Source organism: Pseudoalteromonas sp. GW168-MNA-CIBAN-0100 (assembly GCF_040309225.1).
Taxonomy (GTDB): Bacteria; Pseudomonadota; Gammaproteobacteria; order Enterobacterales; family Alteromonadaceae; genus Pseudoalteromonas; species Pseudoalteromonas arctica.
Window position 1 is genome coordinate 72,618 of sequence record NZ_JBEOOL010000008.1, and the last position, 22,079, is coordinate 94,696.

Annotated in this window: 22 protein-coding genes; 13 read left to right on the forward strand and 9 right to left on the reverse strand. The window is 40.2% G+C overall.

Going from position 1 to position 22,079, the window contains the following annotated elements:
* Positions 1-33 precede the first annotated feature (33 nt).
* Entirely contained in the window at positions 34-927 is an 894-nt protein-coding gene (locus AAEY62_RS06665; protein WP_024589539.1) for a bifunctional GNAT family N-acetyltransferase/hotdog fold thioesterase, read from the reverse strand.
* Positions 928-1,174: 247 nt separating this feature from the next.
* Here AAEY62_RS06665 and AAEY62_RS06670 point away from each other — a divergent pair, with 247 nt between their 5' ends.
* Entirely contained in the window at positions 1,175-1,888 is a 714-nt protein-coding gene (locus AAEY62_RS06670) for a spermidine synthase (RefSeq protein ID WP_165722241.1), read from the forward strand.
* Here the strand turns inward: AAEY62_RS06670 and dtd are convergent.
* Together dtd and AAEY62_RS06680 are read right to left on the reverse strand one after the other, a co-directional pair.
* A complete protein-coding gene (gene dtd / locus AAEY62_RS06675) occupies positions 1,877-2,314 on the reverse strand; it encodes a D-aminoacyl-tRNA deacylase (RefSeq protein ID WP_024589537.1) in 438 nt (145 codons plus the stop codon). The two genes, AAEY62_RS06670 and dtd, sit on opposite strands and share 12 nt — an antisense overlap.
* On the reverse strand, positions 2,315-3,220 hold the full coding sequence (locus tag AAEY62_RS06680) for a virulence factor BrkB family protein (protein WP_024600023.1): 906 nt from the start codon (positions 3,218-3,220) through the stop codon (positions 2,315-2,317).
* Between the two features lie 87 nt (positions 3,221-3,307).
* On the opposite strand from AAEY62_RS06680, the gene AAEY62_RS06685 reads away from it, so the two are divergent.
* From AAEY62_RS06685 to AAEY62_RS06695, 3 genes are all read left to right on the forward strand, one after another.
* On the forward strand, positions 3,308-3,964 hold the full coding sequence (locus AAEY62_RS06685) for a DUF2959 domain-containing protein (protein ID WP_197112425.1): 657 nt from the start codon (positions 3,308-3,310) through the stop codon (positions 3,962-3,964).
* 73 nt (positions 3,965-4,037) lie between these two features.
* A complete protein-coding gene (locus tag AAEY62_RS06690; RefSeq protein WP_350634741.1) occupies positions 4,038-5,117 on the forward strand; it encodes an MBL fold metallo-hydrolase in 1,080 nt (359 codons plus the stop codon).
* Between the two features lie 67 nt (positions 5,118-5,184).
* Positions 5,185-5,913, forward strand: coding sequence for a CBM9 family sugar-binding protein (locus tag AAEY62_RS06695; RefSeq protein WP_024589534.1), 729 nt, complete (start codon positions 5,185-5,187; stop codon positions 5,911-5,913).
* A 367-nt stretch (positions 5,914-6,280) separates the two neighbouring features.
* Here the strand turns inward: AAEY62_RS06695 and typA are convergent, their stop codons facing one another.
* The gene (gene typA, locus AAEY62_RS06700; protein ID WP_010554793.1) at positions 6,281-8,104 is read right to left on the reverse strand and encodes a translational GTPase TypA; all 1,824 of its coding nucleotides are present in this window, start codon (positions 8,102-8,104) and stop codon (positions 6,281-6,283) included.
* Between the two features lie 507 nt (positions 8,105-8,611).
* Here typA and glnA point away from each other — a divergent pair.
* From glnA to AAEY62_RS06725, 5 genes are all read left to right on the forward strand, one after another.
* Positions 8,612-10,018 carry a glutamate--ammonia ligase gene (glnA, locus tag AAEY62_RS06705; RefSeq protein WP_010554792.1) on the forward strand — a complete coding sequence of 469 codons (1,407 nt, stop codon included), beginning with the start codon at positions 8,612-8,614 and terminating at the stop codon, positions 10,016-10,018.
* A 113-nt stretch (positions 10,019-10,131) separates the two neighbouring features.
* Entirely contained in the window at positions 10,132-10,653 is a 522-nt protein-coding gene (locus AAEY62_RS06710) for a DUF4124 domain-containing protein (protein ID WP_024589531.1), read from the forward strand.
* 82 nt (positions 10,654-10,735) lie between these two features.
* Positions 10,736-11,806, forward strand: a complete 1,071-nt coding sequence (gene glnL / locus AAEY62_RS06715; RefSeq protein WP_007582173.1) for a nitrogen regulation protein NR(II) — start codon at positions 10,736-10,738, stop codon at positions 11,804-11,806.
* 14 nt (positions 11,807-11,820) lie between these two features.
* Positions 11,821-13,206 carry a nitrogen regulation protein NR(I) gene (ntrC, locus tag AAEY62_RS06720; protein WP_007582175.1) on the forward strand — a complete coding sequence of 462 codons (1,386 nt, stop codon included), beginning with the start codon at positions 11,821-11,823 and terminating at the stop codon, positions 13,204-13,206.
* A 29-nt stretch (positions 13,207-13,235) separates the two neighbouring features.
* Entirely contained in the window at positions 13,236-13,694 is a 459-nt protein-coding gene (locus AAEY62_RS06725) for a cyclic nucleotide-binding domain-containing protein (RefSeq protein WP_010554789.1), read from the forward strand.
* Position 13,695: 1 nt separating this feature from the next.
* On the opposite strand, the gene AAEY62_RS06730 is transcribed toward AAEY62_RS06725, so the two are convergent.
* Positions 13,696-14,361 carry a hypothetical protein gene (locus AAEY62_RS06730; RefSeq protein WP_024589530.1) on the reverse strand — a complete coding sequence of 222 codons (666 nt, stop codon included), beginning with the start codon at positions 14,359-14,361 and terminating at the stop codon, positions 13,696-13,698.
* 55 nt (positions 14,362-14,416) lie between these two features.
* Positions 14,417-14,704 (reverse strand): hypothetical protein, encoded by a 288-nt coding sequence (locus AAEY62_RS06735; protein ID WP_007582180.1) that lies wholly within the window; start codon positions 14,702-14,704, stop codon positions 14,417-14,419.
* Positions 14,705-14,949: 245 nt separating this feature from the next.
* On the opposite strand from AAEY62_RS06735, the gene AAEY62_RS06740 reads away from it, so the two are divergent.
* The 4 genes from AAEY62_RS06740 (at position 14,950) to AAEY62_RS06755 (ending at position 19,202) form a co-directional block, all read left to right on the forward strand.
* A complete protein-coding gene (locus AAEY62_RS06740; RefSeq protein WP_010554787.1) occupies positions 14,950-15,333 on the forward strand; it encodes an RNA-binding S4 domain-containing protein in 384 nt (127 codons plus the stop codon).
* A gap of 101 nt (positions 15,334-15,434) precedes the next feature.
* Entirely contained in the window at positions 15,435-15,863 is a 429-nt protein-coding gene (locus tag AAEY62_RS06745; protein ID WP_024589529.1) for a hypothetical protein, read from the forward strand.
* A 202-nt stretch (positions 15,864-16,065) separates the two neighbouring features.
* On the forward strand, positions 16,066-18,810 hold the full coding sequence (gene acnA / locus AAEY62_RS06750) for an aconitate hydratase AcnA (protein ID WP_024589528.1): 2,745 nt from the start codon (positions 16,066-16,068) through the stop codon (positions 18,808-18,810).
* A gap of 137 nt (positions 18,811-18,947) precedes the next feature.
* Positions 18,948-19,202 (forward strand): hypothetical protein, encoded by a 255-nt coding sequence (locus tag AAEY62_RS06755; RefSeq protein WP_024589527.1) that lies wholly within the window; start codon positions 18,948-18,950, stop codon positions 19,200-19,202.
* Here the strand turns inward: AAEY62_RS06755 and AAEY62_RS06760 are convergent, their stop codons facing one another.
* The 3 genes from AAEY62_RS06760 to AAEY62_RS06770 all read right to left on the reverse strand — a co-directional run bounded on the left by AAEY62_RS06760 (position 19,203) and on the right by AAEY62_RS06770 (position 22,060).
* The gene (locus AAEY62_RS06760; protein ID WP_024589526.1) at positions 19,203-19,751 is read right to left on the reverse strand and encodes a DUF4124 domain-containing protein; all 549 of its coding nucleotides are present in this window, start codon (positions 19,749-19,751) and stop codon (positions 19,203-19,205) included.
* Positions 19,752-19,867: 116 nt separating this feature from the next.
* Positions 19,868-21,178, reverse strand: a complete 1,311-nt coding sequence (locus tag AAEY62_RS06765; protein ID WP_024589525.1) for an IS4 family transposase — start codon at positions 21,176-21,178, stop codon at positions 19,868-19,870.
* A gap of 141 nt (positions 21,179-21,319) precedes the next feature.
* Entirely contained in the window at positions 21,320-22,060 is a 741-nt protein-coding gene (locus AAEY62_RS06770) for a phosphoadenylyl-sulfate reductase (protein ID WP_024589524.1), read from the reverse strand.
* Positions 22,061-22,079: the final 19 nt, after the last annotated feature.

The window sequence follows — 22,079 nt, forward strand, 5'->3', positions numbered from 1 at the left end:
CTTGGCTTTTTTGTGTTTTGAACAGCTAAACAGTTATTTTTTTACTACAAACTGCCCTTCAAATTCTGCAACCACGTTATCACCATCGTAAATAGTTACAGGCACTACGTAACTTGCTTTACCGTCGGTTTCTAAATCGCTTAACTTGCCCTTACAGGTTTGTATATCAACACAACCACGTGGGTCGGTAGTAAGCGGCTTTAAGTACTTAATGTTAGCATCGGCTAATACAATATTACCTTCAAGCCCAGCTTCTTTAAGTGCTAAGTACGTAGCGCCCCAACCTGTTAGCGTGGCCAAGCTATAAATAGAGCCTGCAAACATGGTGTTATGTAGGTTTAAGTTAGCGTCTAGGTCGGCGCTGGTTGTAAATTGCCAATCGGTATAGCTTTCTACCTTAATACCCATCGCGTCACTAATTGGAATAGACTCACGCCACGTATTTTGTAGCACTTGCGTCCAATTAGGATGGCGGAACCAGCCTGGCTCACACGGTTTTTGCTTTACCATTTTAAAATGTTGTACATCGCCATACGCTAAGTGCGCTTTTTCTTTTAATTCGTAACCGTGGCGTTTATAAAACTCAAGCGCTCGTTCGCGTGCAAACAAAACCAGTTCATCGGCATTTTGTGTCCATGCTATTTTTTCAAGCTCATGAAGCAAACGACTACCAATATGCTGATTACGATTACCCTCTGCAACTGCCATGTAGCGCACTTGTGCTTGCTCATGACTGTTAAAGTGCAAACGTGCTACACCAAGCACTTCGCCTTCTTTATTTTTTATAAAGCGATGCTCAGAGTCTTGTTCCATATCGTCTTGTTCAGAGCCTCGAGGCTCGCCCCAAGGCGCGCGTAATACCTGCCAACGCAATTGGTAATACGCTTGCCAATCTTCGCTACTTTGTGGGGTGCTTACCTGAAACATACATACTCCTGTTGTTATATAAGCCGTAAATAAAAGTCAAAAGAAGGCTACGGCGCTATACTAATAGTATTGGTTATCTACCAAGCTAAAAAAATAAAATAATTAAATTGATTGGCATTATTATGGCAAATACCATACTCCATCTTAAAAAAACTGCAAATACGACTTTGGTGATGGCTGTAAAATAACGAAAAAAAATAATGACAAAGGCCATTGCGCTTTAACGTTGCTAGTTTATGCTGAGGATATGACTGAAAAAATCAATTATATAAATTCACTGACGGGTTTGCTGAGCGATCAATTTATTGAAAATAGCCACAGCATTGGTCAGTTAATCTATTGGCATAAATGCAGTGGCGATCACATTCAAGTACGTGAGCACGAGCAGTTACGCTGGTTACTTATTAACGATACTCTTCAATCTGTTATTGATTCAAATAGCCCGGATTCATTACTTTTTCCACACTTATTGTACCTAGATAAGCACTGGCAGACTCTTAAGCCGCCACAAAAAGTGTTAGAACTCGGCCTTGGCGGCGGTGCAATTCGTAACTATTTACAACACAAATACCCTAAAGCACAAATAACATCGGTTGAAAAAAACGCCGATATTATTGATTGCTATACCCAGTTTTTTTCGTCAAATAAGAATGAGCAACTGCTGTGCGCCGATGCGCAACAGATTTTAGAAAGTGTGCAAAATATTGATTGGATTATTCTAGATTTATTTAGCCAAATAGACGCGCCTCGATTTTTATTTGAAGAGGCATTTTATAAAAAAATCTACTCGGCTTTAAATAACAACGGCGTGCTATTTATTAACTTTTTATCGCAGCATGAGTCGCAATTAAAACAACTTCAGCAGCTATTACTCGATGTATTTGGTTGTAATGTTAGCCCGCAAAAAATTACGGGCTATGTAAATCATATCGTCGTGGTAACCAAAAACTTAAACAGATAAGTTAAACGTAACGGGCCCATCGTTACACAAGCTTACTTGCATATCGGCACCAAACTCACCTGTGGCTATTGTAAGCCCCAACTCTTTAGCTTGAGCTACAAAGTATTCGTAAAGCTCGTTAGCTTGGCTTGGCGTTGCCGCAGATGAAAAACTAGGGCGCATACCCTTTTTAGTATCAGCCGCTAGCGTAAATTGCGAAACAACAAGTAACTCACCTTTAATATCTTTAAGGCTTAAGTTCATTTTGTCGTTTTCGTCAGTAAAAATACGATAATTACTTACCTTGTGTAAAAGCTTATCGGCCGTTTGTTTGTCGTCGTGTTTTTCAACGCCCAGCAACAACAATATACCTTGGCTAATTTCGCCTACCACTTGGTTGTTAATTTCTACTTTGGCATGCTTTACACGTTGTATTAAACCTTGCATTTAAACTGTGTCCTTTATTGCTGGTTCATCATCTTCTAGTTCAAGCTCTGGTGTTTCTGGAATATCATTTGGGCTAATGCACGCAGTAAATTCAGCACCAAGCAAAACAACGACCCACGACAAATACACCCATACAAACAAAATAGGAATGGTTGCTACTGCGCCGTAAATAACTTCGTATGACGGAAAATGGCTAATATAAAGAGCAAACCCTTTTTTAGTCAGCTCAAATAAAAGTGCCGCAAAAAAAGCGCCAGGTATTGCCGCCCTAAACGACACCCGCGTATTAGGCACTAAGGTGTAGAGCATAATAAAGCCCACCATCGAAATTCCATACGGCAATAACTTTAACAAAAACCCGCTAAACCCAGGAATCCCCTGATCAGCAAAAGACACCAAAGATACAATATAAGAGGTAACACCAATACTGGCACCGAGCAACATAGGCCCTAAGCTCAAAACCATCCAGTACACAGCAAATGAGATCATCATTGGGCGCTTTTTCTTTATGCGCCAAATTCGGTTCAATGTGGCATCTACATTACGTATTAACAGCAAGGCTATTGCAGCTAAAAAGCCAATACCTACTGCCGTCATTTGATTAGCGTTACCGGCAAAGGAGCTAATATGCTCTCTAATAACATCGGTAGAGGTAGGTACAAAATTAGTAAACAAAAAGCTCTCAATTTCCATGCGAGTAGATTCAAAGCCCGGAAAGGCTGAAAATATAGCAACACCCACCGCAATTAATGGCACTAACGACAGAAGTGTCACGTAAGCAAGGTAACCTGCATTAACCGTTATTTGATCGTCTATACACCGATTAAAATACTGCATCCACCAACCAGGTTGCTGGCGTATAAAGGACTTAACTTGCTGTTTGTAATGTGAGAGCTTATCATTCATACAATTGACTTGTGCTTATATAGTTTTGATTATAATAACAATCAGCGCCATAATTTACAGCACTAACGCTCGTAAACAGGAATTCAAATGAAAAAACAAACATTACTCAGTGTTTCAATGCTTGTAGTAACACTTACTTTAACTGGCTGCCAATCAGCTTATTATTCTGCGATGGAAAAAGTCGGTGTTCACAAACGCGATATTCTAATTGACCGCGTAGAAGAAACCAAAGACTCGCAACAAGAGTCACAAGAAGAATTTAAATCGGCACTAGAGCGCTTAACTACTCTAATTGATTTTAATGGTGGCGAACTACAAGACACTTACAATCAACTAAACGATGATTACGAGTCGAGCTTAAATGCCGCTAACGAAGTATCAACTAACATCAATAAAGTAGAAGACGTGGCGGAAGCGCTATTTGATGAGTGGGCCGATGAGTTAGAGCAGTACAAAAGTGCATCACTTAAGCGTGAAAGCAGCAAAAAGCTAGCCGCGACTAAGCGTCAATTTGATCAGCTATTACGCTCAATGCGCAGCGCAGAGAGTAAAATGGAGCCAGTATTAACCTCGCTTCATGATAACGTTTTATACTTAAAGCATAACTTAAATGCACAAGCGGTATCGGCTATTAAAGGTGAATTCACTAACCTTAAGCGTGATATTCAAGTATTAATGAACGACATGAACAAATCGATTGCCGATTCAAACAAATTTATTGAACAAATGAACAGCGCTGGCTAATTATTTGTTACTTTAACAAGCCTGCTTAATTGCAGGCTTTTTTATGTTAAAGGCATGCTAAAAGGGATTTACAATGAAACGCTTTTTAATCGCAACAATGCTCTTATGTATACTGACTGCCTGCGGTGCACCTAATAATATTAATCGTATTACCAGCTCTGACTCAGTTGTTGTTATTAATGATAAGAACGGTCGTTATAAAAATTTATACACAGGTGAAAAAACATATCCCACTAGCTGTACTGAAAACTGCTACCCAGCCCATCCAGACTTACTATGCAAAACCGGCAGCGAAAACTGCCAGTACCAAGGCCTGCAAACTAAACCACAGCTTAGCACCGGCTATACCGTACGCTGGCTTGGTCACGCTAGTTTTGTAATTAACACCCCAAATGGTCAAAGTGTGCTGTTTGATCCGGTAAAAAATCAGTTTGATTCTCCAGTCGCACTTGGCTTTAAACTCGGCGGTGGTATTTATCGTAAAGCAGGCGCTTGGCCTAGTGAGCAAGAACTGGAAAATATTGATGCGGTAATGTATTCACATATTCATTACGATCACTTTAATAAAGCCGACATACAAAGCATTGGCAATAAACCTCGCTATTTAACACCACTCGGGATGGCCGACAACTTCCCTACCGGTGGTTTTAATATTAGCGAAATGCCGTGGTACTCAACAACCAACATTGACGACTTAATTATTAATGCCGTGCCAGCTCATCATTTTAGCGCTCGTGTATTGGTGCCCTTTATTTACGAAGATAACAATAAAGACTTATGGAATGGCTGGCTGCTTGAACAAAACGGCAGTACCTTATTTTTTGCAGGCGATACGGGCTACTCAAAACACTTTAAAGATATACAGCAAAAATATGGCGATATAGATGTGTGCTTAATACCAATCGCATCTTACTACAGTAAAGAAAGTGGTAAATTTTATCGTTACGTCCACACCACACCAGAGGATGCGCTCAACGCAGCACAAGAGCTTAACTGCAAAGTAATGATACCGTGGGGATACGGTAACTCAAGTTGGAAAATGGGTGACCATACTAGCCACTCTGCCTTGCTGCGCTTATTGCATATGTACAATAAAATGGATTCAAAAGTACCGCTGTATATTTTAAACGAAGGCGAAAGTATTTCACTATAACTATTTACTTAGCTGTTTTAAGATTGTTATTACATTAAGACAAATCCACAATAAAATTGAGAAATTAATGAAAAAATTAGCACTCGCCTTAAGCTTTTTATTAAGCACGCCTGCAATGGCCATTGATGTTGAACATACATCAACTCCAATTACTATTGATGGCCTATCAGAAAGTGCGTGGGATAAAGCCGCTTGGCACGATATGCCTTATTTAATGGATGGCACACTGCCATCAAACGATGCCGACTTTAAAGGGCGTTATCGCTTACTGTGGGATCAAAACTATTTATACCTACAAGCCGATATTGTGGATGACGTTTTAATAGATACACACGCCGATCCAACGTATAAATATTGGGATGACGATGCGCTTGAAGTATTTATTGATAGCGATGCATCAGGCGGAAATCATCAATTTAATCACACCGCTTTGGCATACCATATTGGCCTTGATAACCAAGCCGCCGATTACGGACCTGATAAAAAAGCCCATTTGTATACCGACCACCTAGTCAGTAACTGGAAGCGCAACACCACTGCGCCTTTTAACATTACCTGGGAAGTAGCAATAAAGCTCTACCCTAATGATTATAAAGAAGGTGCTAAAAACACCCCAATTACACTTAGCGAAAAACAAGTAATTGGCTTTATGTTAGCGTATTGCGATAACGATGGCAGTGACGTGCGCGAGCACTTTATGGGCTCACACGAAGTACAGCCAGTAAATGGCGACAGAAACCGTGGATTTATAGATGCCGACGTATTTGGCAAAATCACCCTACTCCCTAAAAAGTAAGTAACTACCAATAAAATAATTGAACACGTATGTTGGGTTGAGCGAAGCGAAACCCAACGCAAAAAAATCCCACCAACAAACACTGATACTTTGCATTATGGCTGTTTCAGCTCTCTCTTTCTCTTCTCATTCCCTTCTCCTTGTGCAAAAGATCTTTAAGTAAATTATTCACAAAGAGGTTAAGAGGCGCTGCGCTTTTAGAGGTAAATATATTATGAAATTTCATCTCAAAATAGTAGTCATATAATTTCGAGCTAAATACTTTCAACTGACGACCTATAGCTAACAGCTCTTATTTTCATCCACAAAAAAGCCGCTGTATTTTTCAATACAGCGGCTTTTAAAATCATTATTCTAAATTAATAGATTATGACTTAGGTCCACGACCTGCACGTTTACGTTCGTTTTCTGTAAGGTAACGCTTACGAATACGAATGTTTAGTGGAGTTACTTCAACTAGCTCGTCATCATCGATGAACTCAAGCGCTTGCTCAAGTGAGTAGTTAAGGTGTGGAGAAAGCGTTTGCGCTTCATCAGTACCAGATGCACGTACGTTAGTTAACTGCTTGCCTTTAAGGGCGTTAACTGTAAGGTCGTTATCACGGTTATGAATACCGATAACCATACCTTCGTATACTTCAACACCGTGACCGATGAATAAACGGCCGCGTTCTTGTAAGTTGAATAATGCGTTAGTAAGTGCTTTACCAGTTGCGTTTGCAATCATTACGCCGTTCTTACGAACACCGATGTCGCCACCTTTGTGAGGACCGTAATGATCGAACGTATGGTACATAAGACCAGAACCCGAAGTAAGCGTCATGAAATCAGTTTGGAAACCAATTAAACCACGGCTAGGGATCATGAAATCTAAACGCATACGGCCTTTGCCATCTGGAGTCATGTTAGTAAGCTCACCTTTACGTAGGCCAACTTGTTCCATAACAGAACCCTGATGCTCGTCTTGACAGTCAATAGTAACTGTTTCAAACGGTTCTTCTAGAACGCCATCTACAGTACGTAAGATAACTTCTGGACGAGAAACTGAAAGCTCGTAACCTTCACGACGCATGTTCTCGATTAAGATACCTAGGTGTAATTCACCACGACCAGAAACACGGAAGCTATCTGGGCTACCAGTATCTTCAACGCGAAGTGCTACGTTGTGTACTAATTCTTTGTCTAAACGTTCACGGATATTACGTGACGTTACAAACTTACCTTCTTTACCACAGAAAGGTGAGTTATTTACAGAGAATGTCATTGTTACAGTTGGCTCATCAACACTTAATGGTGGTAATGCTTCAACGTTTCCTGGGAAACAAACTGTATCAGAAATCTTAAGCTCACCAATACCTGTTACAGTTACGATGTTACCAGCGTAAGCTCTGTCAGTTTCGATACGTTCAAGACCTAGGTAGCTTTGTACTGCGCCAATTTTACCATTACGTGTAGTGCCATCAGCACTGATAATAGTAACTTGTTGGTTAGGAGCAACAGAACCACGTTTAATACGACCAATACCAACTACACCAACATAAGAGTTGTAATCTAGTTGAGAAATTTGCATTTGGAAGTCACCTTCAGGATCTGCATCCGGTGGTGATACTTCGTCAACGATCATCTTGAACATAGGTTCCATGTTGTCTGATGGCTCGTCTAAATCTAGTGTTGCCCAGCCGTTGATAGCTGAAGCGTAGATTACTTTAAAGTCTAACTGTTCGTCAGTTGCGCCAAGGTTGTCGAATAAATCAAAGATTTGATCCATAACCCAATCAGGACGTGAACCTGGCTTATCAATTTTATTGATAACTACGATTGGCTTTAAGCCTTGCGCGAATGCCTTTTGCGTAACGAAACGCGTTTGTGGCATTGGACCTTCTTGAGCATCAACAAGTAATAATACTGAGTCAGCCATCGAAAGTACGCGTTCAACTTCACCACCGAAATCGGCGTGTCCCGGAGTATCTACGATATTGATATGGTAGTCGTTCCAAGAGATGGCTGTGTTTTTAGCCAAAATGGTAATACCACGTTCTTTCTCAATGTCGTTTGAGTCCATCACGCGCTCTTCGTTACCGCCGCGTGTTTCTAATGTACCTGATTGCTCAAGTAGTTTGTCAACCAGAGTTGTTTTACCGTGGTCAACGTGCGCGATAATCGCTATATTTCTTAACTTTTCGATGCTCATATATTTACTCAGAGAAATTAAATTCTCAATGATCCTGCAAGATCTACGCACTCATCCACGCTTTCGCGAGATGTCCCAGCATAGGATTTAAAAGGGCGCATATTATCCCTCATTAATGACATGGATGAAAGTTTATCCAATACATATTTTAAAACTTTCTCAATACTTTTACTAAGTATCTGTTTTATATATGACAATTATATGAATTAAATTTCAATATTTTTTTGAAAAACAGTCTTTTTGACTATTTTTCTGATCTTTTTGTTACTCTTTTGCATTTAGGTTATGCTAATTTCAGCTGATTAAATTAACAACAAATTACGCTCTGTAAATTTTGCACTAAAATGGAATATTTACGCACCAACATGGTGCGTTTATATATTCCATTTTGATGCAATGATATTTTTTTAATTTATAAACAGCCAGTTACAATAATGGCACAAAATCAGCTTAGTAAATACCAAAGCAATTATGCAGCAATAACAAAACCCAATAGTTGGAGGACACATGTCACAATCGGTTTTAGATTTTATTAAAGAAAATGACGTCAAGTTCATTGATTTACGCTTTACTGACACTAAGGGTAAAGAGCAACATGTATCGATTCCTCATCACCAAGTTGATGAAGATTTTTTCGAAGACGGTAAAATGTTCGACGGTTCTTCAATTGCAGGCTGGAAAGGCATAAACGAATCAGACATGGTATTAATGCCAGTTCCTGAGTCAATCAAACTAGACCCTTTCACTGAAGAAGCGACATTAATTTTACGTTGTGACGTAGTAGAGCCTTCTACACTACAAGGCTATGAGCGCGACCCGCGTTCTGTTGCTAAGCGTGCTGAAGATTACATGCGTTCTACAGGCATTGCAGACACTGTTTTATTTGGCCCTGAGCCAGAATTTTTCGTATTTGACGATGTTAAATACAAATCAGATATGTCTGGTTCTATGTACAAAATTGATTCTAAGCAAGCTGCTTGGAACTCAGATAAAGAATATGCAGATGGCAACACTGGTCATCGTCCAGGTGTTAAAGGCGGTTACTTCCCAGTTGCTCCAGTTGATGACTTCCAAGATTGGCGTTCAGCTACGTGTCTAGTTCTAGAAGAAATGGGCCAAGTAGTAGAAGCACATCACCACGAAGTAGCAACAGCAGGTCAAAACGAAATCGCTACTCGCTTTAATACAATGGTATTAAAAGCGGATGAAATTCAAGAAATGAAATATGTTATCCATAACATGGCTCACTTATACGGTAAAACAGCAACGTTTATGCCTAAGCCAGTTGTTGGTGATAACGGTTCTGGTATGCATTGTCACCAGTCACTTGCTAAAGATGGTGTAAACCTTTTTGCTGGTGATAAGTACGGCGGTCTTTCTGAAGATGCACTTTACTACATTGGCGGCATCATCAAGCATGCTAAAGCAATTAACGCTTTTGCAAATGCGTCTACTAACTCGTACAAACGTTTAGTACCAGGTTTTGAAGCACCAGTTATGCTTGCATACTCTGCACGTAACCGTTCTGCATCAATCCGTATCCCAGTGGTTCCATCTGAAAAAGGTCGTCGTATTGAAGTACGCTTCCCGGATCCAACTGCTAACCCATACCTTGCTTTCTCAGCAATGCTTATGGCTGGCCTTGATGGTATCAAAAACAAGATCCATCCTGGCGATGCTATGGATAAAGATTTATACGACTTACCAGCTGAAGAAGCAGCAGAAATTCCAACTGTTGCAGCATCACTTGACGAAGCACTATCTGCACTTAGCGCAGACCGTGAATTCTTAACTCAAGGTGGCGTATTCACTGATGACTTAATCGATGCTTACATCGAACTTAAGTCTAAAGAAGTTGAAAAGCTTAACATGACAACTCATCCAGTTGAGTTTGAAATGTACTACAGCTGTTAATTAAGCTGTAAAAAATATGTGTGTTCTCAAGCCCGCTTTGCGGGCTTTTTTAATGGTAAAATTAGTCAATCTCCACTAAAGTTAAGTTACCGATAAAAATGCAGGGCTGCAGAGTGAATAACAAGATTTTATTACTATTAATTACTTTAGGATTAAGTAATTATGGTTATGCCGGTGAAACAAAAATATACGCTTGGAAAGATAAAAATGGCGTATTAGTGTTCTCAGACACCCCTCATAAAGGGGCCCAAGAGGTAAAACTCACCAGCCAAGATCTTAATATGCCTGCAACAAATACTGACATTTTTGACGAGCAACCTCAGCCTCAACAAGCGGCCTTTAGTATTGCTATTTCCTCACCTGATCATAACCAGACTATTCGTGAAAATACCGGCACTGTTTATGTAACTAGCCGAATAAAACCACGCTTTGAAACGGGTTTTACTATACAACTTTTTATTGATGGTAAAGCACACGGCCCAGCCAGTGACAGCTCAACCTTTGCAATTAGAGATGTAGAACGTGGTCAGCACACACTACAATTAAAGCTTTTTAATAGTAAAAACCAAGTTATTGCTACAAGCGAACCCTGCATATTTTTTATGCACCGAAAAGGGCTAAACCTAGGTAACTAAATTGGGGCATTACTAAACGTGCAGCAGTGTATTTAACCATATAACTTGCTTGCAAACATCCACGCACTAAAATGGTGCAGCTATGATTAATAATAAAAACTTTAGCCCTGAGCTACTCGATGCCATTTGGCAAAATCAAACAACCGCTATCATGCTACTTGATAAAAACTTCACCGTTGTATATGCCAACACCAGTACCAGCGAGCTGCTTGGCCTTGGTAATAAGCGCTTGTTAGAACAACCGTTTGATAGCCTTTTTAACTACCATTCAATCGATTTACAGCGTATAGAACAATACTCATTAGTTGAAGGCGTAGATTGCCAGCAGCATAGAGCTGACGTGGTTTTTAGCGATTCTCGCCATGCAAAAGTAGCCGTAAGTACACGACAAATTAAGTTTAATGGCTCGCTTTATATTTTATTTGAGTGGCGCCAAACCGATGACGAAATTAAGCACGACCAAGCGTCTAATCAAATGCATCAATATCAAGCTGCCCGAAACCTAATTAGAGGCTTAGCTCACGAAATTAAAAATCCTTTAGGTGGAATTCGCGGAGCGGCGCAGTTATTGCAGTATGAGGTTGATCAACAAGAAAGAGATCAATGTGCTGAGCTCATCATTGAGCAAGCCGACCGATTACGCGAACTAGTAGATAGGCTTTTGGGACCCAATCAACTTCCGCAAAAATCGTATGGCAATATACATCAATCACTTGAATCAGTTGCAAGGCTAAGTACGTTAGATAATTGTTCTAACATTAGCTTAGTTAAAGATTACGACCCAAGTATTCCTGATGTATACATTGATCAAGGCAAAATTCAGCAAGTGGTATTAAACATTGTTCGAAATGCCCAACAGGCGCTTGTAGATGGCGGTGAAATAACAATAAAAACCCGCATTAATCATCAGCATCGTCGCCCAGGTAAAGCACCTAAAAAAGCCTTGTTGATCCAAATATCTGATAACGGACCAGGTATTGATCCCAGTGTACGCGAAACACTGTTCTACCCTATGATCACCAATAAAGAAGGTGGCTCTGGGTTAGGACTCTCAATAGCGCAAACACTGATAGATCAACATGATGGCTATATAGAATGTGATAGCTGGCCTGGACATACTGAATTTAATATCTATCTGCCCTTTGCAGATTAATGTTTGGAGTTTGCATGAAAACAGTTTGGCTTGTAGATGATGATGCTTCTATTCGATTTGTACTTGAAAAAGCACTAACCCGTGCAGGGTTTAACACAGAGAGCTTTGCTAATGCGCAAGATGTACTAAGCGCCCTAAAGTTTAGCCAACCTACTGTTTTAGTTTCTGACGTACGAATGCCTGGTATGGATGGTATGGCGTTGCTTGAACTTATTGCAGAGCAAAACCCTGGGCTGCCGGTTATTATAATGACTGCGCACTCAGATTTAGACTCAGCTGTAAATGCATTCCAAAAAGGTGCTTTTGAATACCTCGCTAAGCCGTTTGATTTAAACGAAGCAGTGGCGCTAGTCGAAAGCGCATGCAGAGCAAACTCCACTAAAAAAACTAAACGCAAGCAAGCTCCACCAAAAAGTGCCCACATAATTGGTGAAGCGCCCGCAATGCAAGAAGTGTTTAGAGCGATAGGTAAACTATCGGCCTCTAGCATGAGCGTATTAATAAATGGCGAATCTGGAACAGGTAAAGAACTTGTCGCCAGTGCGCTGCACAATCATAGCCCACGTAAAGAAAATCAATTTATTGCACTTAACATGGCAGCCATTCCAAAAGAGCTTGTTGAGTCAGAGTTATTTGGCCACGAAAAAGGCGCATTTACGGGCGCCGACAGCGTGCGTAAAGGCCGCTTTGAGCAAGCCAATGGCGGCACACTATTTTTAGATGAAATTGGTGATATGCCACTTGATGTACAAACACGTTTATTACGCGTTCTTGCCGATGGTGAGTTTTATCGCGTTGGTGGCCATCAAAGTATAAAAGTAGATGTGCGTATTATTGCGGCTACGCACCAAAACCTTGAAGATTTAGTTAAACAGGGCAAGTTTAGGGATGATTTATTCCATCGTCTTAATGTTGTGCGCCTACGTTTACCTGCTCTTCGAGAGCGTACTGAAGATATAGAAAGCTTATCGCAACACTTTTTACATAAAAGCGCTAAAGAGCTACAAGTAGAAAGCAAAGTGCTGAGCCCTAAGGCAACTGAGCAATTACGCTTATTTAATTGGCCAGGCAATGTACGCCAATTAGAAAACACCTGTCGCTGGCTTACTGTAATGGCACCGGGTGAGCTTGTAAGCGAGCAAGACTTACCTCCAGAGATTCTGGATGCTTCGCCAACCCAGGAAGAAGGTGATTGGCTAGATGCGTTTCAGCAATGGCTTAATCAAGAGCTTAAACAAGGCAAAGAAAATATTTGGCCTGACATTCAAGCCCAGCTAGAAACTCGCTTAATTAAAACCGCACTGGCTAATTGTTCTGGTCATAAGCAAGATGCTGCTATAAAAATTGGTTGGGGACGCAACACGTTGACCCGAAAATTAAAAGAGCGCAATATTAGCTGATTAAACGCTTTTAACACATTTGGTTATTGATGAAGCTAATCGAACATATTCCTTTGTTTAAACAAATGGAAATTATAAACAGGCTGCACTTTTTTAAAGAATTTACGCTCAGCGAGCGCCAAGTCTTATTAGAGTCGTTCGGCCTGTTGTATTTAGTAAGCCAGCATCAATTTTTATTTAAGCAATACGATAACGACAAACGTTTGTACATTGTACTTAGCGGCGCGTTATTAGTATTTAAACATAATCATTTGCTAGAACTTGGCACTATAGAGCCCGGTGAATTTATAGGTGAAGGTGCCTTTATAAATAACCGAGAGCGTAGTACTAGTGCTCGCGCTAAAACCGACAGTATAGTCCTCGCTATTACCCCTGAAGCACTCACCCGCTTACCTAATGTTATCCGCGAAAAAATTAAAGACCGAATTATAGAAGGTATGAGTCTGCGCATTGCCAAACTAAGCGAGCATATAGAAACTCACGGTTAGTTCAGTCCATATAAATAATTTGTAGTGAGCAATCAAGCCAGCTGGGGTTATTAACGTGAGCTGTAAACCTGTAAGTATCAGATGGTTTGGCGCCAAAGGGCGTATTTATAAGTGGTTGTGAGTGACTGTATGTTTGCGAATAATTTTTGTAATAAATGACAACGTAACCGTATAAAAACTCCCAACCTAACCTTACAACAGCGCCACTGGGTAAGGTAAAGTCAGCATATTTATCTGTAAATGTGACGAGTAAATCATTGTACTTGTCTTCGCTGCATTGAGTTGTTCGTAACTTTTTAGGCATAACAAAGGTTGTACCCGCCACTGCATTTTTTAGATAAAAGCCTATATTGCCATCACCATAAAAATGATTTGAACGCGTTGTATAGTTAACTTGTGGCTCGTAACCTAGCCCCTGCATAATAGTAGCTAACTGCTCAGTCTCTTTTGGGTAAATTTTGTCACTTGATAAGAGTAATGTAGCCTCACCAAACTCTGATGGGATTGCCAGCGGTACATATTCATAAGGGAGCGATTGTGCTTTTAGCGCAGCATCGAGCTGATTGCTCTGTTCATCTTGCAAGTTTTCACTAAATACATACACGGTAGGTTGTTGGCACGCAGCTAATGGTAATGCCAACACACACATTAAAATTCCATTTTTCATAGTTACCCCTTTTGATTACGCTTGTAGTCTATTAAAGGTAACTATTTATAGCAATTTAATTTGTTTGGCTATCTAACCAAGCATCAACACTTTTTCGAGTATATAAAACTTCTTTAAATAAACGATGTCGTTCAAACTCGAGTTTTGTTTTTCTCGTGGCATCACCACTAACTAAACGGCTATGGGTATCATTGAACTTTGAAATTACAGAAAAACCGCGTTCATCTTGATCAGCTTGCTTTTTTACAGAATTAGCAAGGTGCTCTCTAACATCGTCAGCAGTTAACATACCTGAATTGTCTAATCCCATTAGCTCTTTTTTCATTGCTAATCTTACGCCCATTTCCTACTCCATTTAATGAAAACTATTTAATCCGCCAAAGTTTTAGCAATTAGCAGGCCATACGTAAAATTAACTGCTGCAAAGGTTACTCTTCAATTGCTTCAGTTTTTTTAAAGACAGATAAAATACATAAAAAATTTCATAACTATTTACGTATTACAATTAACGAAAGTCACTTGCTTTGGTGCAAAAGTAGCTGCAAGCCTTTATACTACAGCTTGTGCGTTACCCCACCGAGAGCAAATATGAACGAAGAATACATAGAAATAGAATTAGAAGAAGAGCCGATTGAGCTTTGTAAATTATTAAAAGTACTAAACTTAGTTGAAGGTGGCGGCCAAGCTAAAAACCTAATTACCGAAGGCTATGTGGGTGTTAACCATGAAATTTGTACAATAAAGCGGAAAAAATTATACAGTGGCGATGTATTAGAATTTGATGGCGAATTTTTTAAACTTGCGCTAAGTGAAGATGCAACCCCTGCAGAAAAACCTGCGGTACAAACTCAGGCAGAGTCAAAGCAAGCTGCACCACAACCAACAAATCAGCCAGCTAAAAGTAAGCGCAAGCGAACTAAAAAACCAAAAGTAGATGATAAAACAGGTCGTCGTCCTATTTCATTTGGTTAAGCATTTAAAAGCCCTCTTTTTATATAAAAAGGTCAACTTGTATAGTTGGCCTTTTTACTCTTTAATAACCTAGTTAATAATAATAAAAACAAGGTTATAAAATGTCTGTTAAAACACCTAAAAATTGGTTTAAGCCAGTTGTATGGGCGGCACTAATATGGAACTTACTTGGCGTTATTGCATTTGCTATGCACATGATGATGACACCCGAAATGATAGGTAAACTTCCACTAGATCAACAAACTGCCTACTCTAACATTCCTATTTGGTCAACCATTGCATTTGCTATAGCTGTATTTGGAAGCACTTTTGGTTGTCTGTTTTTACTTGCTAAAAACGCGCTGGCAACACCTACTTTTGCGCTATCGCTCGGCGCTATTTTAATTCAGCAATATTATAATTTTGTGGTCATAAACAGTATTGAGCTACTTGGCGCAAGTGCTGTATTTATGCCTATTTTTGTAATCATTATTGCCATTGCTTTACTTTGTTTGAGTATTAAAGGTAAGCAACAAGGTTGGTTACAATAATTAATAAGGGTCGAAATAACTTTTGACCCTACCTCTTTCAAATCATCTCTTGAAATTAAACTTTTCAGCATCATCTCTACTATATTAACTGTACAAAATTCATTCTCTAAACACGATTTTTTACACTGGTATGTACTTTGCAACTCGAACACTACAGAGGTCACTCTTCAAAATATTTTTCTAATTCATAAAGGGGCAAATAATGAATAATAGTTTCGATACCCAACATCAGCTCACAATAAATGGTGAGCAATATCATATTCATTCTCTAAAAGGACTTGGCGACAAAGCGAAACGATTGCCCTTTTCCTTAAAAGTATTACTTGAAAACCTTCTTCGTAACGAAGATGGCGCAAATATAAAAGAACAAGATATTCAAGCTCTCCTTAATTGGGACCCTCAAGCAAAGCCTGCATCTGAAGTTGCCTTTACTCCCGCCCGTGTTGTTATGCAAGATTTTACCGGCGTACCCGCTATTGTTGATTTAGCCGCGATGCGTGACGCAATGGAAAAACTAGGTGGAGATCCCGCAAAAATAAACCCGTTATCACCTGCTGAGCTTGTCATTGATCACTCGGTACAAGTAGATGGTTATGGTAACGATGGTGCTTTTGATTTAAATGCAAAACTAGAATACGACCGAAATAAAGAACGTTACGAATTTTTACGCTGGGGACAAACCGCTTTTGATAATTTAAAAGTAGTGCCACCAGCAACCGGTATTGTTCACCAAGTGAATTTAGAATACTTAGCACGCGTTGTTTTTAATGAAGAGCGCGATGGCAAAAAATTCGCTTACCCAGACACTCTCGTAGGTACCGACTCTCACACAACCATGATAAATGGCTTAGGTGTACTTGGTTGGGGTGTAGGCGGCATTGAAGCCGAAGCAGCTATGTTGGGTCAACCAATTAGTTTACTGATCCCACAAGTAGTGGGTATGAAGCTAAGCGGCCGCTTACCTGAAGGCACGACCGCAACCGATTTAGTATTAACAGTAACAGAGATACTGCGTAACCATGGCGTAGTGGGTAAATTTGTAGAGTTTTATGGTGACGGCCTTGCCGACTTACCACTTGCCGATAGAGCAACCATAGCGAATATGGCACCAGAATACGGCGCTACGTGTGGTATTTTCCCGATTGATGATGAAACCATTAACTACCTTCGCTTAACAAACCGCGACGAAAAGCAGCTAAAACTCATTGAGGATTACGCAAAACACCAAGGTTTATGGCGTAACGATGGCGACGAAGCTAGCTATACCGATACACTCGAGCTTAAATTGGGTGATGTTGTACCAAGCCTTGCAGGCCCTAAACGACCACAGGATAGAATTTCCCTAAACAAGGCTGGTGAAGTGATTAGCCAGCATTTAAAAAACTTTCAAGATGAACGTATGGCTCGTCGTGATAATAGCGATGAAGAACAAGCTCGTATCGAAGGCGAAGGTCCAACAACAAACCCAGATGAACCAGTTAATGAAGCGCAGTTTATGGGCGCCGCTAAAGTTAAATTTAAAGGACAAGAGTTTGAGCTAAACGATGGTGCTTGCGTTATTGCCGCGATTACCAGCTGTACTAATACTTCTAACCCAAGTGTAATTTTAGCTGCTGGTTTGGTTGCTAAAAAAGCAAAACAGTTAGGAATTAATGTAAAACCTTGGGTTAAAACATCACTTGCTCCAGGTTCTAAAGTAGTTACCGACTACCTAGAAAAAGCCGGCTTAATGGACGACTTAGAAAGCTTAGGCTTTAACTTAGTTGGCTATGGTTGTACTACCTGTATTGGTAACTCAGGCCCACTAGCGACTGAAATATCAGATGCGATTCAAAAGCATAAATTAGTGGTTAGCTCTATTTTATCGGGTAACCGTAACTTTGAAGGTCGTATTCACCAAGATGTTAAAATGAACTTTTTAGCATCCCCTCCGCTTGTTGTTGCTTACGCCATTGCGGGCAGAACCGATATTGACGTATACAACGAACCCCTGGCTCAAGATGCTAACGGTAACGATATTTACCTTAAAAATATTTGGCCGAGCGTTAAAGAAGTAAGTGACCTAGTTAAAGAAACAGTAACTAAAGAAATGTTCGAAAAAAGCTACGCTAACGTTTACGAAGGCGATAGCCGTTGGCAGCAAATTAAAATACCAGATGGCAAACTTTACGATTGGGATGACGCATCTACCTACATTAAAAAAGCACCATTTTTTGATGGTATGAAAGTAGAACCACCGGGTATTCCTACTATCGAAGGTGCACGTTGTTTAGCTAAGCTTGGGGATTCAGTAACCACTGACCATATTTCTCCTGCGGGCGCTATTAAAGCAGATGCACCAGCAGGTTTATACTTGCAAGAAAATGGCGTAGATAAAGCGCAGTTTAACTCGTACGGTTCACGCCGTGGTAATCACGAAGTAATGATGCGTGGCACGTTTGCTAATGTTCGTCTTAAAAACTTACTAGCACCAGGTACTGAAGGCGGCGTAACACGTACTCAGCCTGGCGATACGCTAGAGAGTATTTATGATGCAGCAATGGAGTATCAAAAAAATAATACGCCACTCATTATTTTAGCGGGTAAAGAGTACGGTACGGGTTCATCTCGTGACTGGGCGGCCAAAGGCTCACTTTTACTAGGCGTTAAAGCGGTTGTAGCACAAAGCTATGAGCGAATTCATCGCTCTAACTTAATTGGTATGGGTGTATTACCGCTGCAATTTAAAGAAGGTGAAAGCTACGAGTCTCATGGGTTAACAGGGCAAGAACAATTTGATATTGATGGCCTGTACGATAAAACCGATGAAGTAACCGTTATTGCTACAAATGCCGAAGGTAAAAAAGTAACCTTGAGTGCTGACGTACGTATTGATACCCCTAAAGAGTGGGATTACTACAAACACGGCGGTATTTTACAATATGTACTGCGTAATATGCTCGACTAACAAAGACAGTAGTTAATACATTTAAAAGCCCAGCTTAGTAATAAGCTGGGCTTTTTTATGTGTGCTGTTTGTTGTCTTAAATCAATGCTAAGCATTTAAAGCGTGCCTACACTATAGCGACTATTAGTGAGGTAACTATGTCGCAAACAATGATAATTAGGCTGCTTAAAACATCAATAGTGCTTGGGTTGTGCCTTATCGTGACTGGCCACACTTTAATTGTGTCGAGTTACTTTACTGTCGAGCATGGTATTAAAGGAATAATTATAGCGGCGGCATGCATTGCTGTAGGTGTACTGCTGTCGCTTCCCACTAAAATATATTTAACCGTATTATTGATGGAAGCCGAAAAACGTTATTTAAAAAACCATAAAAGCACTCACTCTAAATAATTAGAGTGCACTTAAATTATTAATTTCTTTATTACGTTTTTCTAGTTTGTCTTTTACATTTTCGGCGTCATTAAATAACTTTTTAACCGAGTCTGGGTTCAAAATACTGATCCCCTCTGGTGCAGCCGACATTGTATTTTTACTTGGAGTGGTATTTAAAATAGACGTGTCTTCTGCAGCAATAACAGTAATATCTTTAGGGTCGAGTTTTACTTCAATACTTTTTGCATGCGGGTTAGGTGTATCAGAAAAGTGCCATTGGCCTGTTTCATCTTGCCACTTAAAAATTTTGCTACTTGAGGTAGTACTTTCAGGGATTGGTTCATCAGAAATACTGCTCGCAATTTTATCGCCTGCTTGCTTAAAGCCCTGCACTGCTTGGTCCAAAGTATTGCTAGATAGCGCAACCATTTTTTCTTTAATTTGTTGAGATTCACTGCTAATTGATGATGCAGAAAGCCATGTTTGACCATCGGGCTTTTTTAAATAAAACAAAGAGATAACTGCAATAGCCATGATTGATATAGCTAAGTAGGTAAAGTATTTCATAGCGTTCCTGCTTTAATTAATCCTTTATTGCCCTGAGTCTAATAAAAAATACTTAATTAGGCAATTTTTTGTACCCTAATAAAAAAATAAAAACGCAGCAGAAGCTGTAATGCCGTTCACTTAAGGTGAGCGGCTTTTTTATTTCTAGCGTACCGCTGTGGTCTTGGCTTGACTGCACGAGGAAAACCTCGTTCCCTTCGAGGCTCTAGAATTAGGCTTTCTGCCATCGCATAAAAGTATTTTAATTGACGTGGTATGGCTCCAGGTGTTGAATAAGGTAATCCAACAAGCAACCTCATTATTTGAGCTAAACTACCATTGAAACTCAGTTGGTACGGTAAATAATCACCTTTTAATGTGTGGCACATTTTTACCATCTGATATCGCACCATATTATAAGTAAGCAACACTCCCCACAGCTCTTGCTTTACAAGCGCTGGTAAGCGACTTCTTAATGTTAATCGATTGCCCAGCATATATTGCTTTTGTTCCCGATAACCAAGCTCTATCTCCCAGCGGTGACTGTACAAATCGCCTATATCGGCTGACAGATATCGCATCGGATCTGTCATAGATGTCATCACACTATATGACTTCCCCTTTATTTTTCGAGTCACTAACCTCGCGATTAAGGTGTTAGGCAGCGTTGGCCACATCTTTCTTGCTCTTGGGTTGCTGCTAAGTTGGACTAATTTATCATTACGCCCTAATGTTTGAATAACTTCATATTGCACATTTTTTTTCAGGGGGATTAGCCAATGGCGTTCACTGCCAGTTGTTTGCCATTTATGTAAAAGCCCTAAAGAATAGAAACCTTTGCCGAATAAAGTGAGACTGTTATCGGGTGTGGTTTCTATAAGCTTTTCAGCCAGCACCATTTCATTGACCTTGTAATCATCAAAAGCACTCCCCGTGATTAGGTGGCTGCTTAGCTCCATTTGACACACCATTCTGACCTGTGGGTATTGTGTATTGGTCGGTTTTGTAAAGGCTTCATTGTTTTGGGGTGAGTCATCCGTACGCCAAACAACACCATCGACACCAAGCAAGGTAAGCCCATTCCAATGAGGATGATTAGCGCCATTATTCCAATGCCTTTGGGTGCATTCAAATAAGGCTTTCATGGCGGCTTCACCTAGGTTTTTACGACGCTGAGTTAAAGCACTTGGCGCAACAAATGGCTTACCATCGCGGTCAACAATGTCGAGCATATTAACGACATCGGCCATCGATTTGTCATTATAAATAACCATCCCGATCAACAACCAAGCCATCGATTCTAGGGTTAGTTTTCTTTTTCGTAGTGTAACGGTTTCGGTCAGTGCATAGGCTTCTTCGATAAGAGATAAAGGGAGTAAATCTGCGAGTGTTTCAACGTCATTAGGTTTGATGTTGTTAATAATATCGAGAGCATTAGAAAGTTGCATAAAAAAATCCGAATTCTACAAAAGAATTCGGATTCTTACATACCTAGAAGATCGTTCAAGTGCTATTAACTAATTCTTAAATGATCGGCATTACAGCAGAAGCTGCGTTTTTATTTGCAATTTAACTACACCGTAGTCGCGTTAAATACCGTCACCATCCATGTGTAGTCCACATTCTCGGTTTAAACCAAAAAAGCGAGTTTCTTCCTCAGTCATTCCTGGTTCTAACTTACGTGTTGTATGTACGTCTCCCATAGACACATAACCTTGCTCCCATAATGGGTGGTAAGGTAAATCGTGCTTAGTAAGATACTGATACACGTCGCGGTTAGACCATTCAATAATCGGGTACACTTTGACGGTACCACGGCTAATTTCTACAAATTGCTTATCAGCACGTGTAGATGATTGATCGCGGCGCAGACCACTAAACCACGTGCCCGCTTCTATTTCTTTTAACGCGCGGGTCATCGGCTCTACTTTATTAAGCTGATTATATTGCTTAATGCCGTCTTCGCCTTTCTCCCATAGTTTACCGAATTTAGCCTCTTGCCATGCTGGGCTAAGCGGCGCTCTATACACCTTTAAGTTAAGTGATAAACGCTCACTCATTTGCTCAATAAACTGATACGTTTCAGGAAACAAATAGCCTGTATCGGTTAATACAACGGGAATATCTGGACGTTGTGAGGTCATTAAATGCAGCATTACTGCCGCTTGAATACCAAAGCTAGATGATAAAAAAGCCGTATTAGGCAAGTTATCAAGCGCCCATGCAACACGCTGTTCTGCGCTCATATTCGCTAGTAAACCATTAGCATCAGCTAACATAGCCGCCTGGCTTTGTTTATCTAGCTGTAAAATGTTTTTAAATTCACTCATGGTAAATTCCAAACCTCAC

Bases quoted from the DNA above. Each gene is read 5' to 3' on its own strand.
- AAEY62_RS06755 (WP_024589527.1), top strand. From the start codon at position 18,948: ATGTCGCAAACAATGATAATTAGGCTGCTTAAAACATCAATAGTGCTT.
- AAEY62_RS06695 (WP_024589534.1), top strand. From the start codon at position 5,185: ATGAAAAAATTAGCACTCGCCTTAAGCTTTTTATTAAGCACGCCTGCA.
- AAEY62_RS06770 (WP_024589524.1), bottom strand. From the start codon at position 22,060: ATGAGTGAATTTAAAAACATTTTACAGCTAGATAAACAAAGCCAGGCG.
- dtd (WP_024589537.1), bottom strand. From the start codon at position 2,314: ATGCAAGGTTTAATACAACGTGTAAAGCATGCCAAAGTAGAAATTAAC.
- ntrC (WP_007582175.1), top strand. From the start codon at position 11,821: ATGAAAACAGTTTGGCTTGTAGATGATGATGCTTCTATTCGATTTGTA.
- AAEY62_RS06680 (WP_024600023.1), bottom strand. From the start codon at position 3,220: ATGAATGATAAGCTCTCACATTACAAACAGCAAGTTAAGTCCTTTATA.
- AAEY62_RS06765 (WP_024589525.1), bottom strand. From the start codon at position 21,178: ATGCAACTTTCTAATGCTCTCGATATTATTAACAACATCAAACCTAAT.
- AAEY62_RS06730 (WP_024589530.1), bottom strand. From the start codon at position 14,361: ATGAAAAATGGAATTTTAATGTGTGTGTTGGCATTACCATTAGCTGCG.
- AAEY62_RS06670 (WP_165722241.1), top strand. From the start codon at position 1,175: ATGACTGAAAAAATCAATTATATAAATTCACTGACGGGTTTGCTGAGC.
- AAEY62_RS06690 (WP_350634741.1), top strand. From the start codon at position 4,038: ATGAAACGCTTTTTAATCGCAACAATGCTCTTATGTATACTGACTGCC.
- AAEY62_RS06685 (WP_197112425.1), top strand. From the start codon at position 3,308: ATGAAAAAACAAACATTACTCAGTGTTTCAATGCTTGTAGTAACACTT.
- AAEY62_RS06725 (WP_010554789.1), top strand. From the start codon at position 13,236: ATGAAGCTAATCGAACATATTCCTTTGTTTAAACAAATGGAAATTATA.
- AAEY62_RS06760 (WP_024589526.1), bottom strand. From the start codon at position 19,751: ATGAAATACTTTACCTACTTAGCTATATCAATCATGGCTATTGCAGTT.
- AAEY62_RS06665 (WP_024589539.1), bottom strand. From the start codon at position 927: ATGTTTCAGGTAAGCACCCCACAAAGTAGCGAAGATTGGCAAGCGTAT.
- typA (WP_010554793.1), bottom strand. From the start codon at position 8,104: ATGAGCATCGAAAAGTTAAGAAATATAGCGATTATCGCGCACGTTGAC.
- glnA (WP_010554792.1), top strand. From the start codon at position 8,612: ATGTCACAATCGGTTTTAGATTTTATTAAAGAAAATGACGTCAAGTTC.
- glnL (WP_007582173.1), top strand. From the start codon at position 10,736: ATGATTAATAATAAAAACTTTAGCCCTGAGCTACTCGATGCCATTTGG.
- AAEY62_RS06740 (WP_010554787.1), top strand. From the start codon at position 14,950: ATGAACGAAGAATACATAGAAATAGAATTAGAAGAAGAGCCGATTGAG.
- AAEY62_RS06745 (WP_024589529.1), top strand. From the start codon at position 15,435: ATGTCTGTTAAAACACCTAAAAATTGGTTTAAGCCAGTTGTATGGGCG.
- AAEY62_RS06735 (WP_007582180.1), bottom strand. From the start codon at position 14,704: ATGGGCGTAAGATTAGCAATGAAAAAAGAGCTAATGGGATTAGACAAT.
- acnA (WP_024589528.1), top strand. From the start codon at position 16,066: ATGAATAATAGTTTCGATACCCAACATCAGCTCACAATAAATGGTGAG.